Below are 14,626 nucleotides of genomic sequence, written 5' to 3'. Positions count from 1 at the left end.
GGCGGGAGGGGGTTCGGGGCGGGGGCGGCGGGTGCCGCGCGGGCTACTAGGGCGGGCCGTATGTGACGTGGGTCCTGTGGGGCGCCTCACCGCCGGAGGGCCCAAATGTCACCTTCTGTGGCCGCTTGTACCTTTTTCAGGGTGTGTCCCGGCCCACTTCCGGCCCCTGAATCGAAGGAAACGGCGAGCTGCAGGCTGTCCTCCTGTGACCGCCCGCACGCCGCGAAGCGGCCCGGAGCCGGGACTCACGCCCGCCGTGTCCGGTCACGACCGCATCGCCGCGCGCTCGAACCACGCCGTGAGCAGCGTCGGCACCAGCGCCACCCAGAACAGCACCTGCGGCACCAGCCGCTCGGACCACGGCACGGCCACGATGACGACGGCGGTCAGCGTGACCCACGCCGCCTGGGCGAGGATCAGCCGCGCCCAGCCGAACTGCCGGACCAGCGCCCACAGGCTCAGCCGCACGCCGCTGCGCATCTTCCGGTAGCGGCGCCACGCGCCGAAGCCCCATACGGCAGCCATCAGGGCGAGCGCGTAGAGCCGGATGCCGAGCGGGGCGGGAAGGGCCGTCGGGGCGTCGCCGGTCGGGAAGAGCCGCCCGGCGACGGCGGCCATCAGCAGGCAGAGCACGGCGAGCCACCGGGTGCCGCGCAGCATCCGGAACACCGCCTTGTCCAGGTCCCTGCGCAGCCCGCTGTCCTGCGGGTCGGCGGCGAGCGCGGTGGCATAGGCGTCTGCGGCGGCCGGCAGCTTGGCGCCGGCGCCCCTCAGCGGCGGATCGGAAGCTTCCCATCCGGCCTGGGAGGCCCGCTCGTTGAGCGCCCACGCGTCGTGCGGGTCGATCCGCAGGACGTCGGCCACTGCCTGCCGCACCACGTCCGAGCGGCCGTTGATCAGCCCGGCTTTCCACAGTGCGTAGTGGGCGCTCGCGGAGTCCGGTGCGAGCCGCACGGCGGTCCGCGCGGGTTCGAGCGCCTCGGGCCAGCGGGGCTGCCACGCGCCCAGGGCCTCCGACAGGGCGGCGTAGCCCTTCCACCTCTGCGGGTCGAGCCGGATCGTCTCGTGGGCTTCGGCCAGCGCCTCGTCCGGGCGGCCCGTCCGCCGCAGCGCGTAGGTGCGTATGTAGTGGGCCTCGTACGTCTCCGGGGCGAGGGCCAGCGCTTCGCCGGTGGCGGTGAGCGCCTCCTCGAACTCGCGGGCCGTCAGGTGGCAGTGGGCGAGCCTCACCCAGGCGTCCACGTCGGCCGGGTCCTGCGCGAGCCGCCGTCCGAGCAGGGTCCGGGCCTCGTCGTAGCGGTCGAGTTGGATCAGGGCGTCCGCCTGCTCGACGAGCGGGTGCGTGAGTGCGGTCACAGCTTCCGTGCTTTCTTCAGGTAGGCGAGCAGCTCGTCGTACGTGCCGCCTTCGTTGGCGAACATCGCCACGTTGCGGGCCGCCGCGAACCACGGCTCGGTGGACGGCCGGATCGCCTTCGCGGCGCCCAGCAGGTCCTTGGTGTTGATCAGGCGTACGGTGCCGGTGCGGGCGGAGTCGAGCAGCGCCGCCTCGGCCGCGCCCTCGCACACGTGGGCCAGGTCGGCGCCGGAGAAGCCCTCGGTGGCCTTGACGAGCCTGCCCAGGTCGACCGACTCGATGGGGCGGTCCCGCAGGTGGTAGCGGAGGATCGCGTCGCGGGCCGGTCCGTCGGGCGGCAGCACGAGCAGCGTGCGGTCGAGCCGGCCCGGGCGGCGCAGCGCGATGTCCACGTCCCAGGGGACGTTGGTCGCGGCGAGCACGAACACGCCGTCGTTGGCGTCGGCGACGCCGTCCAGCTCGGTCAGGAGCTGGTTGACGGTGTTGCGCATGCCGCTGTGGTGGGTGCGGCTGCGCTTGGCGCCGAGCGCGTCCAGCTCGTCGAGGAAGACGACGCAGGGGGCCTGCCGGCGGGCGGTTTCGAACACCTCGTGCATGTTGCGCTCGGAGTTGCCGACCCACATGTCGAGGACGTCGTTGATGGACACGGAGACGAAGTTCGCGCCGAGCTCCCCGGCGACGGCCCGGGCGATGAACGTCTTGCCGCAGCCGGGCGGCCCGTACAGCAGCAGCCCGCCGCGCAGGCTCTTCCCGTACAGCCTGCGCAGTTCCGGATTGCGCATGGGCGCGAGGAAGGCGGCCTCCAGCCGGTCCTTGACCTCCCGCATGCCGCCGACGTCCGCCAGGCGCACCGCCCGGGGGCCGCCGGGTGCGTCCACGTCGTACGCACGCGCCCGCCCGGGGTCTCCGCTGCCGTCGGCGGCGAGCGGATCCTCCTGCGCGTCGGTGTCGGGCACCGCCGCGAACCGGGGCGGGACCGCGTCGCCGAGCTCCTGCTGGGCGGCCGCCCAGTCGAACCCACGGGCCCCCTGCCCGGCGGGGGCGGCGGGAGCCGCGGGCTGCCCGGCGGGGGGCGCGGCAGGAGGCGCGGGCTGGCCGGCGGGAGCCGCGGCGGGAGGCGCGGGCTGCCCGGCGGGAGCCGCGGCGGGAGGCGCGGGCTGCCCGGCGGGAGGCGCGGGCTGCCCGGCAGGGGTTGCCGGCGCCGGACCGCCCATGGCCCGCACCATCAGGGCCCGCGCCTGCGCGTCACCGGGCGCTCGGGTGAGGGCGGTGGCGGCCTCGGCCACGGCAGCGTCACCGTGCCCGGCATCCAGCAGCAGCTCGGCCAGGTGCAGCCGCAGGGGTACGTCCAGGGGCGCTGCGGCGACGGCTGCGCGCAGGCTGCCGATCAGCGGGGACTCGGCCGGCGCGGGACCGCTGTCGGTTCGGGTGGTTTCGTCGGGCATGGCCCTACCCTACGGACCGGCCCGGCACCGCCGTCGACCAGGTTCGGCAGCGGCTCCGAGCCCGACCCAGCGCTCCGCACGGCATCCTGACCTCCACTCACCGTATGCCCGGAGGAGGTCCGGGCCGCGGGCGGCGCGGTGCTGAGCAGGCGGCCGCAGCGCCGGTGGTGGCCGCTCGGGCAACTGCCGTGCGCCGGCGGGCGGAACGGCATCGGCTGCCCCTCATCACCCCACCCCACGCGGTACGAGGCCGCCGCAGCCCGGGCGGCTACGCGTACCGCCTCCGCCCGGGCCGGGCCGGGCCGGGCCGGTTCCCCTCCCGGGGCGTCGGCCGACGCTCCGTCAGCCGAGGCCCGGGCTGCCGAACGTGTCGGCCGGGGCGCCCGTCGCGGCGGTAGGGCTCGCGCACTGCGTCCGCAGTGCAGGCGTGCGGGTTTCCGTGCGCCTACGCGACGCCTCCCCGGCCTTCGATGACGGGAGTCAGGCCGTCGAGGAGTGTGGTGAGGCTGAACTCGAAGAGCGCGTCGAGACGCAGGTCGTAGCCGTCCTCGAAGGCTCCGACCACCTTCGCGAAGGTCGGGAAGCGGCCGGATTCCACCAGTTCCAGGAGGGCGGGGGCGCGGCTGTCCATCCACTGGTCTTCCGACTGGCCCGTGGCGGCTTCGGCGTGCGCCTCCATCTCCAGGTGCACCGCCAGGCCCTGGACGTGGCTGTAGAGCAGGACGTGGATGTCGAACTGAGTGGTGGGGTCGAGGCCGTGGCCGTCGAGGGCACCCAGCAACCACTCGCCGTGGACCATCAGATTGGGTACGAGCAACGGGCGTGTGAGGGAGCCGAGGTGGGCCAGCCACGGGTGCTTTCGGTACAGGCTCCACAGGGCCCGGGCGCCCAGCTCGATGCGGGTACGCCAATCCTCGGGGGCGTCCGCGCTGTAGGACTCCTCGCCGAACGCGGCGTCCGCCATGTGCAGGACGAGGTCTTCCTTGCTCGGGACGTACCGGTACGTCGACATCGCCGCGACGCCGAGCCGGGCCGCGACACCGCGCATGGTGAGCGCCGACAGCCCTTCGGCGTCGGCGATCTCGATGCCGGCGCGGACGATCCGGTCGAGGCTCAGCTCTTCCTCGGGGTGCAGGGCGTGCGACGGGCGCCTGCGGGCCGGCGCGGCGGGGGCCGCGGGGGCGGCGGGGGCGGTTTCGGCGACCACCGTGCCGATCCGGGGCCGGGCCTCGACAAGTCCCTCCAGGCGCAGGGTGGTCAGGGCCTTGGTGGCGGTGGCGAGTGCGACGCCCCATTCCCCGGCGATCTGCCGGGTCGAGGGAACCCGGTCACCGGGGGCGAGTTCACCCTCCGCGATGCGCCGCCGGATCGCGGCGACGATGCGCAGATAGGGCGGACTGCCGGCTGCTCCTGTGGCCTTCGTCACGTCCTGCCACCTTCCTGTCCTGTACTAGTGCAGAAGGTAGCAGCCACAACGCCGAAGGAGAGGCATCTGCCCTAGTACAGGTTCGGAGTTCGGCCAGTTGAGACCGCTGCGCGTACGACGTACGTTCAGGATGCGTACAGCGTACAAAGCACTGGAGGGCTTCCCATGCACACCGTACTCATCTCCGGCGGCGGAATCGCCGGCCCCGTTCTCGCCTACTGGCTGCGCCGCCACGGCTTTGCGCCCACCGTGGTCGAACACGCCCCGGGCCCGCGCCCCGGCGGTCAGGCCGTCGACATCCGCGGCGTGGCACTCGAAGTCGTGGAGCGGATGGGCCTGCTGGAACAGGCAAGCCGCGTACGGACCCGGATGCGCGGCATGTCGATCCTCGGCCCCGACGGCCATGAGGTGGACCGCTCCACCGAGGCGACCTTCAGCAGCGGCCGGCTCGACAGCGAAGACATCGAGGTGCTGCGCGAGGATCTGGTACGGATGGTGTACGAGCACACCCGCGCCGACGTCGAGTACCTCTTCGGCAACAGCATCACCGGCCTCGACGAGGACGCAACCGGCGTGCGCGTCGACTTCGTGCACGGGCCGTCCCGCGTCTTCGACCTCGTGGTCGGGGCGGACGGCCTCCACTCCACCGTACGGCGCCTGGCCTTCGGTCCGGAGGAGCGCTTCGCCCACCACCTGGGCAGCTACCTCTCGGTGTTCAGCGCGGACAACTTCCTCGCCCTGGACGACTGGCAGATGTGGCTGCGGGACGGCGACGCGGGCTTCGGCATCATGCCCGTACGCGACAACACCGAACTCAGGATCGCCTTCGGTTTCGAGTCCGCCCCCCTCACCCTCGACCGCCGCGACGGCGGTGCCCTCCGGCAGCTCGTCGTGGACAAGCTCGCATTGATGCGCTGGGAAGGGGCCCGCCTGGCCGAGGCCGCCCGGAAGGCACCCGACTTCTACTGCGACGCCATGGCCCAGATCCGCATGGACCAGTGGTCGCGAGGCCGGGTGACCCTGCTCGGAGACGCCGGCTACTGCCCTTCCCCCCTCTCGGGTCAGGGCACCAGCCTGGCCCTCGTGGGCGCCCACGCGCTGGCCGACTGCCTTGCCCGGGCCAACGGCGACCACCGCACCGCCTACGCCGACTACGAGCAGCGGATGCGTCCCTTCGTCACCCTCAACCAGGCCCTGGCCACCGAGAACCCCGGCGGGCCCGCCTCGGAGGAATCCGTCGCGCACGCCAAGAACGCATTCGCACTGGACAGCTGACCCCCTGAGCCGGCTTCCCCGCTCCACGTAGGCCGCGTGCCCGGGCTTCCGGGCCGCTTGTCCCGCATGCTGCCTGCCATGGCCGCACCTCCTTCGGGTACGCCCGCGCCTGCCCGGGACCGGTCCGGCCGACACCCGGTCCGGGCGACGAACTGCGTCCCCGGGGAGAACCGTCCGGGGTGTGACGACGGACACACATCTGATGTGTCACGTTCCCGGGGGCCCTCCTGTCTATGGGGTGTCGAGACGGACAAGGGGTCGAGGGGCCCGATTCGGGAGGCTGGTATGGGCGCGACGAGGGTGCTGCTGGCGGGGGCGACCGGGGCGGTCGGGCAGCCGCTGACCCGGGCGCTGGTCGGGGCGGGGTACGACGTCCTGGCGCTGGCTCGGTCCGAGGGGTCCGCGGCGGCGGTGCGTGCGATCGGGGCGACGCCGGTGCGAGCGGACGCGCTGGACCGGGACGGCTTGCTGAAGGCCGTGGAGGGGCTGGCGGCCGACGCGGTGATCCACCAGCTGACCGCGATGAAGGCGCCGTCGCGCAAGCTCACGGCGGACAATCCGACCAATGTGCTGCGCTCGACGGGATCGGCGAATCTGCTGGAGGCGGCGGGGGAGCTCGGGGCCCGCCGGTTCCTCACCCAATCCCTGGTGCTGGGCTACGGGTACCGGGACCACGGGGAGCGGTTCATCACCGAGGAGGACCCGTTCGGGGTCTACGGCGGCACGGTTGCCGACCACGTGGTCACCGGCCTGGTGGAGGCGGAGGAACGGCTGTTCTCGGCGGATCACGTGGCCGGGACGGCGCTGCGGTACGGGCTGTTCTACGGGCCGGGCACCTGGTTCGACCCGACGCCGGGCAGCCGGCCGATGCCGGTGCCGCTGAGCGGCGGCGGGGTGATGTCGTGGATCCACGTCGAAGACGCCGTGGCCGGCACCCTTGCCGCGCTGGAACACGGCCGGGCGGGCGAGGCGTACAACATCGTGGACGACCGGCCGGCCCGGTTCGGGGAGGTCGCGGCAGCGGCCCGGCAGGGTCGGCCGGGACTGCGGCTGCCGGGCTGGGCGCTGCGCACGGCGGTGCCGTACCTGGGCGACCTGATGCTGGACACCACGCTGCGGGTATCCAACGCGAAGGCCGCCCGCGAGCTGGCCTGGACCCCGCACCACCGGGACCACCGGGCCGGGATGGCCGCGCCCGCAGGCTCGAGGTTCTCTGCATGAGTTGCAGGACTCCGCTCGCGTCGCCATCAGGGCACGCGTTCTTGGTACCACTGCGGTGGTTCTGCGACCGCTGCTAGCCTGCCGTCCATGATCAAGAGCAGCCCGGCAAGCCGAATAGGCCGCATAGGCCGCATGGTGGGGGACAGCAGGCCGGAGCGCGTACTGATCGCCGCCAGTTTCGTCAACCGGGTCGGCAACGGTCTGTTCAACGCGGCGTCGGCGCTCTATTTCACCTTGGTCGTGGGCCTGCCCGCGGTGCAGGTCGGCGCCGCGCTCACCATCGCCGGAGTGATCGGCTTGTGCGCGGGCGTACCCGGAGGGCATCTCGCCGACCGGCGCGGGGCGCGCACGATCATGATGCTGGCCCTCGCAGTCCAGGCGGTGTCGATGGCGGCCCTCGTCCTCGTCGAGAGCTGGGCCGCGCTCACGATCCTCGCGACGGTCGACCAGATCGCCGCGGCGGCCGGTGGGGCGGCCTGGGGCGCTCTGGTGGCGCGGGTCGGGGGTGATCGCCCCGCCGTGTTCCGGGCGAAGTTGCGCACCTTCGTCAACCTGGGCGTCATTCTCGGAACGGTGGGTGCCGGGCTGGCACTGGCCGCGGGAACCCGCGGCGCCTATGTCACGCTGATCCTCGGCAACGCGGCGAGCTTCGCCCTGTGCGCGCTGCTCCTGCTCCGGCTGCCCCGGTATCCGGTGCTGGCAGCACCGCCGCAGCAGCATCGCTGGCTCGCTTTCACGGACCGCCCGTTCCTGGCGTTCACCGCCCTCTACGGGGCCATGGGACTGCAGTACCCGGTGGTCTCCCTGCTCCTGCCGATCTGGATCTCCGAGCACACCGAGGCACCGCGCTGGACGGTGGCCGCACTGTTCGCCGTCAATGCCGCCTTCTGCGTACTGATGCAGACCAGGATCGGCTCCCGTATCGAAACCCCGCAGGACGGCGGCAGGGCGTTTCGCACCGCGGGGCTGCTCTTCCTCGTCAGCTGCCCGGCGATGGCGCTGGCGGCGTACGCCCCTGTCTGGGCGGCGGCAGGACTGGTCCTGGCCGCGATCTTCGTCCACAGCCTGGGAGAGGTATGGGAGTCCTCGGCGGGCTTCGCCCTGGGTTTCGGTCTTGCCCCCGACCATGCCCAGGGTCAGTACCAAGGTGTCCTCGGCCTCGGCTTCAGCGCGGGCCAGGCCCTCGCCCCCGCGCTCCTCACCACGGTGGTGCTCGGCCTCGGCACGGCGGGCTGGCTGCTGCTGGCGTTGTTCTTCGCGGCGCTGGGTGCTGCCGGCCCGTCCCTTGCCCGCTGGGGCATGCGGACCCGGCCGCAGCCGGGTGTTGCTGCGGAAGTGGCGGGATGACCGGGGCGTAGGTGTCAGGAGTCTTCTGCCCGGCGTGGAAGAGTGCGCGTGCCTGTGCATCGCGCTGCCGCTGAGCAGTGAACGGCATGAGCGGTCAGGCCGCCTGGCCGCAGCCGTCCGCGCCCCGCGCCCGGCCCGGGCCGTGACGTCACGGATTCGTCTTCCGGGCGGACGGGCGCGGGCGTTGCACGCGGCCCTCGTCCCATACCGGCTCGGCCGACTCCCGCACCCGGCCGTCCTCGCCGAAGACGAGGAAGCGGTCGAACCCCTTGGCGAACCAGCGGTCGTGGGTGACCGCCACGACCGTTCCCTCGAAGGTGGACAGAGCCTGTTCGAGCGCCTCGACCGAGTGGAGGTCGAGGTTGTCGGTCGGCTCGTCGAGCAGGAGCAGGGTGGCGCCGCTCAGTTCCAGCAGCAGGACCTGGAACCGGGCCTGCTGGCCTCCCGAGAGCGAGTCGAAGGTCTGCTCCGCGGAGCGGGCCAGTCCGTACCGGTCCACGGCACGGGCGGCCTCCTCGCGGTCCCGCCCGGCGCGGTGCTCGTCGCCGCGGTGGAGGATGTCGAGCAGGGTGCGGCCGTGCAGACCCGCGTGCTGGTGCGTCTGGGCGAACCATCCGGGCCGTACCCTCGACCCGAGCCGGATCCGGCCGCCGTGCTCCACCGGCTCGGGCCTGACGGTGCTGACGGGCTGGTGCTCGACGTCGGGGTCGGTGCCACCGCACGCCATCAGACGGAGGAAGTGGGACTTGCCCGATCCGTTGCCGCCGAGGATCCCGACGCGTTCGCCGAACCAGATCTCGGTGCTGAACGGCCGCATCAGTCCGGTGAGTTCGAGGTCCTCGGCGACGACGGCCCGCTTGGCGGTCCGTCCGCCCTCCAGCCGCAGCCGCATCCTCTGCGGCACGGGGATGGCCTCCGGCGGGCCGGCGGCCAGGAACCGCTGGAGGCGTGATTCCGTGGCGCGCAGGCGCGATGCCATGTCCGAGTTGTACTTCGCCTTCTCCCGGTACATGACGATCAATCCCTTGATCTTCGCGTGCTCCTCGTCCCAGCGCCGGCGCAGTTCGTCGAGCCGCTCGTTGCGCTGCTCGCGCGCCTCGTCGTAGGTGGCGTAGGTGCCCGTGTACGTCCATGCCCGCGCTCCGGCCGCCCCGGGCTCCAGGGTGACCATCTTCGTCGGCACCCGGCTGAGCAGTTCGCGGTCGTGGCTGATGATGAGGATGGACTTGTCCGTCTTCAACAGCTGTTCCTCAAGCCACTCCTTGCCGGGGACGTCGAGGTAGTTGTCGGGTTCGTCCAGCACGAGGACGTCTTCCTGCCCCCTCAGGAGCGTCTCCAGGACCAGCCGCTTCTGCTCGCCCCCGGACAGCGTGTTGACGCTCCGGAACCGGGCCTCCTCCCAGGGGAGGCCGAGGGCCGCGGTCGTGACGACGTCCCAGTGCGTCTCCTGGTCGTAGCCGCCGGCCTCGGCCCAGTCGGCTAACGCCTGGGCATAGGCCATCTGCTCCTCGTACGAGTCCCGCTCCATGATGGCGAGCTCGCTCGCCTCGATCTTCCGGGCGGCTTCGCGGATGCCCGGCGGAGCCACGGACAGGAGCAGGTCCCGCACGGTGCGGGCGTCCCGGAATCCGCCGACGAACTGGGTCATCACCCCGACGCGCCCGCCGTACGTGACCGCCCCGGCATGGGCTGCGATCTCCTCCGTGATGATCCTGGTCAGGGTGGTCTTACCGGCCCCGTTGGGCCCGACCAGTGCGACGCGGTCACCCTCGCCCACCTTGAAAGTGATGTCGGCCAGCAGGGGGCGGCCGTCGGGAAGATGGAACGACACCCGGTTGACATCGATGTGACCCATGTCTTCTCCTGCCTCTTCAGCTCAATGGGCCGCACGATAACAAGAGACCTCTGAGGCCTTCGTGGGGATTTCTGCGCTCGGCAGCCCGCGGCCGTTGACCACCGGCCCGCGGCCGTCGCTACGGTGGTCCCGTGACGACGATGCCGCCGAGGCTCCGGCCGGCGCTGCTGCTCGGCGTGCCCTCGGCACACCGGCTCCCTCCCCCGCCCGGCGGCGAGCCCCGGCTGTGGGAAGTGCCGACCCGGGCGTTCGCCCCGGCCGCCCACGCCCTGGCCGACGGAGTGCTCGACCCGGCGGAACGCCGGCGCGCGGCGGGGCTTGGGCACCGGGAGGACCGGGACGCGTACGTGGCGGCCCACGTCGCGCTGCGCGTCCTGCTCGGCGGGCAGCTCGGCGTCGACCCGGGGGAGGTCGTGCTGGGGCGCCGTCCCTGCCCGGGCTGCGGTGGTCCGCACGGGCGCCCCTGCGTGAGCGGCGACGCCGTGCACTTCTCCCTGTCCTACACGCGGGGCCGCGCCCTGATCGCCTTCGCGGCGGTGCCCGTGGGCGTGGACGTCGAGCGGGCGCCTGCCCCGGCCACCGTCGCGCACGTCTCGTCGGCCCTGCATCCCCGGGAGCGCGAGGAGTTGGCGGCGCTGCCGAGGGCCGAGCGGGCCGGCGCGTTCTGCCGCATCTGGGTCCGCAAGGAGGCGTACTTCAAGGGGCTGGGAACCGGGCTCGCGCGCGGGCTGGGGCACGACCGGCTCGGGGCCGACCCGGCAGGCTCCGTACAGCCCGACGGATGGCGCATCCACGACGTGGAGGTGGGGGACGGGTTCAGCGCGGCCGTGGCCGCGGCCGCGGACCCGGATGCGGACGCGGACGCCGATGCGGACGCGGACGCCGCGGGGGCCGGCAGCGGGTGAGGTGCTCGTAAGCAATCGGCCAACGACGGCCAACTCCCCTGCTGCCTCTGCGGTATGGGGGTAACGTCGGTGTATGACCGAGCCTCGACGTGTCAAGGAACCGAAGTGGCTGCTGCGCAAGCCCGACCCCGAAGCTGCCGCCAGGCTCTTCTGCTTCCCGTATTCGGGGTGCGGCGCCTCCATGTACCACCGCTGGCCCCGCCGCATCGGTGAGGTCGAGGTGTGCCTGGTCCAGCTGCCGCACCGGGAGAACCGCATCCGGGAGCCGCACTACGGCACCTACGGGGAACTCGCGCGTCATCTCGTCGGCTGTCTGGCGCCGTTCCTGGACAAGCCGTTCGCCTTTTTCGGCCACTGCGGGGGCGCGCTCCCCGGCGTCGAGCTGGCCGTACAGCTGCACGAGGCGGGGCTGCCCACGCCGGAGCGGCTGTTCATCTCGTCCCAGGTGGCCCCGCAGGACGGGCCGTACGGGCGGTTCCTGGACATGCAGGACGACGAGCTGGCCGAGCAGTTGAGCGAGCTGATCACCAGTCTCGGCGGCACCCCGGACCCCCGGCTGGTGCAGCTGGGACTCGGGCTGCTCGGCCAGGACCTCGAAGCCAACCGGCAGTACCACCGGGCGGACCCGGTGGTACTGCCGTCCGGGATCACGGTCATCGGCTGGACCGAGGACCGGGAGATCCCGATGGACCTCATGGGCGGTTGGAAGGCGTGGTCGGACGACTGCCGCCACGTGCTGCTGGAGGGCAGGCACTACGACTTCCTGCACGCCCCTCCGGCACTGCTGGACGTGCTCAGCACCGGGCTGTCACCTTCACCGGGAAGTGCTTGATCCCGGCGGTGAAGTTCGAGACCAGGTGCTCGACGGCGCCGGCCTGCTCGAAACGTTCGACCCGGTCGAAGATCTCCCGGAGCGTCAGCTCCAGGGTGATCTGCGCGGCGACGGCGCCGATGCAGCGGTGCGGGCCGTAGCCGAACGCGATCTCGCGGTTCGGCCTGCGGCCCACGTCGAAGCGGAACGGGTCGGTGAACACGTCCTCGTCGCGGTTGGCCGAAGGGATCCACGCGACGACGCCGTCGTCCTTGCGGATCTTCCGTCCGCGGATCTCCACGTCCTCCACCGCATAGCGCAGGAAGTGCACGACCGGGGACGACCAGCGCAGCGCCTCGCGGATGCCCGGCTTGAGCAGCGACCTGTCGTTCGCCCACTTCCCGTACTGCTCGGGAGAGTCCAGGAGCTTCAGGATCGCGGCGGACACGGCGTGCCCGGTGTTGACGTTCGCGCCGAGCAGGAGGCTGTAGCAGTTCGAGACGATCTCCCCCTCGCTGAGCCTGCTCCCCTCGACGCGCAGCGTCATCAGCCTGCCGATCAGGTCGCTGTCGGCGAGGTCCGGCGGCGGGTTGCGGCGGCGCCTGCGCACCTGGGCCGCGAAATAGGCGAACAGGTCGTGGTGCGCCTGGTGCAGCGTCGCCTCGGCGCTGCCGCCGGCCTGGAACTCCTCGTCGTCCGGCGCCACCGTCATCAACCCGCTGCGCACCAGGTCCGGGTGGTCCTCCTCCGGCAGCCCCATCAGGACCCCGGACACGATCATGGGCAGCGCCGTCATCGCGACGCCCATGTCCCAGGTGTCGCCGGACGTCATGGGCGCCAGCAGCTTCCGTACCGCCGCCTGGATCTCCGGTATCCGGGGGCGCAGCGCGGACGGGGTCATCAGCTGGTAGAGGGGGCGGCGGACGTGGGTGTGCCGCGGCGGATCGCTCACCGCCATCTGCCTGCCGCCCGCCGGGTCCGGGGTGCCCAGCATCTTCAGGATCGCGCCGCGCGACGACGTGAACGACTCGTGGTCGCCGAGGACCCGGCACACGTCGTCGTACTTCGTCACCGACCAGAACCCGCGCCCGTCGGGGAGCTGTTGCCAGAAGACGGGTTCCTCGTGGCGCAGGGTCCGCCAGATCGCGTGGGGGTCGCCCTCGCTGAAGGTGTGCGGGTCGTACAGGTCGATGTCCTCGACGGACACGGCCGATTCCGGGACGGTGATCCTCATCGTGCGACGCCTTCTGTGCCGAGCAGCTCGCCGATGGCGCCGGTGAACTCCTCCACGGTGGGGTGGTGGAGCAGCGCGCGGATCGGCAGCTCCACGCCGAAGACCAGCTCGGTGCGGCTGATCAGGTCCATGGCGAGCAGCGAGTTCCCGCCCAGCTCGAAGAAGTCGTCCAGCGCGCCGACCCGGTCCAGGCCGAGTGCCTCGGCCCACAGGTCGCACACCAGCTGCTCGGTCGCCGACCGCGCGGCGACGAACTCGTTGTCGGCGTCCCGCTGCACCCGCCCCGGGTCCGGCAGTGCCGCCGGGTCGATCTTGCCGTTGGCGGTGATCGGGAACTCGTCGACCGTCACGAAGGCGGCGGGGATCATCGCCGCCGGCAGGGTCGTCCGCAGCGTCCGGCGCACGCGTGCGGGCAGGGACTCCGGTTCGTCCTCGTCGAGGGCGGGCAGCAGGTACGCGGTCAGCCCGTTCTCGCCGGTGCCGTCCCGCCGCGCGACCACGACGGCCTGGCCCACTCCGGGCAGCGCGGCGACCTCGCGCTCCACTTCGGACGGCTCGACGCGGAAGCCCCTGATCTTGACCTGGCGGTCGCCGCGGCCGAGGAAGTCGATGCCGTCCGGTGTCTGCCGCACGAGGTCGCCGGTGCGGTACATCCGCGCGCCCGGTACCTCGGCGAACGGGTCGGGGACGAAGCTGACCGCGGTCGCCGACGGCTGCCCGACGTACCCGCGGCTCAGTCCGGCGCCGGTGACGTAGAGCTCCCCCGTCTCCGCGGGGTTCAGCGCCTTGTCCAGCACCCGTGCGCCGGTGCCCCGGAGGGGACGGCCGATCGGCACGGAACCCGCAACGGGGCCGGGGACCGTGTGGCATGTGGTGAAGGTGGTGTTCTCGGTCGGCCCGTATCCGTTGATCAGCCGGATCGACGGGTGGCGCGCCACGAACCGGTTGACATGGTCGACCGACAGCACGTCGCCGCCCGCGAGGAGCTGGCGCAGCCCGGCGAGGTCGTCGAGGTGGTGGTCGACCATGCGGTGGAAGAGGCCGGCCGTCAGCCACAGCGTGGTGACCTCCTGGTCGGCCAGGGTCGCCACGACTTCCTCGGACACCAGCGGGCCCGGTGGGTGGATGGCCAGCCTCCCACCGGTGAGCAGCGGCGCCCAGATCTCGAACGTCGACGCATCGAAGGACACGGGCGCCAGCTGAAGGAACGTCTCGTCCGGTCCGAGGTCCGCGAACCCGCCCCGGACGAGCCGCACGACGGCCCGGTGCGGCACGGCGACGCCCTTGGGCAGCCCGGTCGATCCCGAGGTGAAGCTGACGTACGCCAGGCCGTCCGGGTGGACCCGCCGTGCCGCGAGCGGGGGGTGCTCGCCCATGCCGTCCAACGCCAGCACCCGCAGCCCCTCGTCCGCGGTGCGGTCGCCTGCGGACACGACCGCGACCGCGCCGGCGGCAGCTGCCAGCCTGTCCCGGCGCACCTGGGGGATCCCGGCCTCCAGCGGGAGGTAGGCCGCGCCGGCCTTCAGCGTGCCGATCAGCACCGCGATCAGGTCGTGGCCGCGTTCCAGTTCGACCGCGACCACGTCCTCCGCGCCGACGCCGTGCGCGACGAGCCAGGCGGCGATCCGGTCGGAGCGCTCGTCCAGTTCGCCGAAGGTGGCGGTGGATCCGCCGGACACGACGGCGACCTCGTGCCGCCGGTCGTGCACCTGCGCGGCGAACAGCTCCGGGATGGTCGTCAGTGTGGGCAT

Annotated in this window: 11 protein-coding genes; 5 read left to right on the top strand and 6 right to left on the bottom strand. The window is 72.5% G+C overall.

From position 1 onward, the window contains the following. Positions 1-264: 264 nt before the first annotated feature. From ACIQUT_RS32310 to ACIQUT_RS32300, 3 genes are all read right to left on the bottom strand, one after another. Positions 265-1,356, bottom strand: coding sequence for a tetratricopeptide repeat protein (locus tag ACIQUT_RS32310; RefSeq protein WP_403568190.1), 1,092 nt, complete (start codon positions 1,354-1,356; stop codon positions 265-267). Next, a complete protein-coding gene (locus tag ACIQUT_RS32305; RefSeq protein WP_403568188.1) occupies positions 1,353-2,801 on the bottom strand; it encodes an ATP-binding protein in 1,449 nt (482 codons plus the stop codon). The genes ACIQUT_RS32310 and ACIQUT_RS32305 overlap by 4 nt, the downstream gene beginning before the upstream one ends. 445 nt (positions 2,802-3,246) lie before the next feature. After that, positions 3,247-4,227 (bottom strand): TetR/AcrR family transcriptional regulator C-terminal domain-containing protein, encoded by a 981-nt coding sequence (locus ACIQUT_RS32300; RefSeq protein ID WP_403568186.1) that lies wholly within the window; start codon positions 4,225-4,227, stop codon positions 3,247-3,249. 165 nt (positions 4,228-4,392) lie between these two features. Here ACIQUT_RS32300 and ACIQUT_RS32295 point away from each other — a divergent pair, with 165 nt between their 5' ends. The 3 genes from ACIQUT_RS32295 (at position 4,393) to ACIQUT_RS32285 (ending at position 8,070) form a co-directional block, all read left to right on the top strand. Then, a complete protein-coding gene (locus tag ACIQUT_RS32295; protein WP_403568184.1) occupies positions 4,393-5,502 on the top strand; it encodes an FAD-dependent monooxygenase in 1,110 nt (369 codons plus the stop codon). Positions 5,503-5,787: 285 nt separating this feature from the next. Then, positions 5,788-6,723, top strand: a complete 936-nt coding sequence (locus ACIQUT_RS32290; RefSeq protein ID WP_403568182.1) for an NAD-dependent epimerase/dehydratase family protein — start codon at positions 5,788-5,790, stop codon at positions 6,721-6,723. A gap of 87 nt (positions 6,724-6,810) precedes the next feature. Then, positions 6,811-8,070, top strand: a complete 1,260-nt coding sequence (locus ACIQUT_RS32285) for an MFS transporter (protein WP_403568180.1) — start codon at positions 6,811-6,813, stop codon at positions 8,068-8,070. Between the two features lie 148 nt (positions 8,071-8,218). On the opposite strand, the gene ACIQUT_RS32280 is transcribed toward ACIQUT_RS32285, so the two are convergent. After that, positions 8,219-9,925 carry an ABC-F family ATP-binding cassette domain-containing protein gene (locus ACIQUT_RS32280; protein WP_403568178.1) on the bottom strand — a complete coding sequence of 569 codons (1,707 nt, stop codon included), beginning with the start codon at positions 9,923-9,925 and terminating at the stop codon, positions 8,219-8,221. Between the two features lie 140 nt (positions 9,926-10,065). Here ACIQUT_RS32280 and ACIQUT_RS32275 point away from each other — a divergent pair, with 140 nt between their 5' ends. Next, entirely contained in the window at positions 10,066-10,830 is a 765-nt protein-coding gene (locus ACIQUT_RS32275) for a 4'-phosphopantetheinyl transferase family protein (RefSeq protein WP_403568266.1), read from the top strand. 73 nt (positions 10,831-10,903) lie between these two features. Next, positions 10,904-11,662: a thioesterase II family protein gene (locus ACIQUT_RS32270; protein ID WP_403568176.1), complete on the top strand. Its 759-nt coding sequence runs from the start codon at positions 10,904-10,906 to the stop codon at positions 11,660-11,662. Here ACIQUT_RS32270 and ACIQUT_RS32265 read toward each other — a convergent pair. Together ACIQUT_RS32265 and ACIQUT_RS32260 are read right to left on the bottom strand one after the other, a co-directional pair. Beyond that, positions 11,625-12,875 carry a cytochrome P450 gene (locus ACIQUT_RS32265; protein ID WP_403568174.1) on the bottom strand — a complete coding sequence of 417 codons (1,251 nt, stop codon included), beginning with the start codon at positions 12,873-12,875 and terminating at the stop codon, positions 11,625-11,627. The two genes, ACIQUT_RS32270 and ACIQUT_RS32265, sit on opposite strands and share 38 nt — an antisense overlap. Beyond that, entirely contained in the window at positions 12,872-14,626 is a 1,755-nt protein-coding gene (locus ACIQUT_RS32260) for an amino acid adenylation domain-containing protein (protein WP_403568172.1), read from the bottom strand. Before ACIQUT_RS32260 ends, ACIQUT_RS32265 begins: the two co-directional genes overlap by 4 nt.

The sequence above is a fragment of the Streptomyces sp. NPDC090445 genome (genome assembly GCF_044769385.1).
Taxonomy (GTDB): Bacteria; Actinomycetota; Actinomycetes; order Streptomycetales; family Streptomycetaceae; genus Streptomyces.
This window is presented reverse-complemented; position numbering and strand designations above follow the sequence as displayed.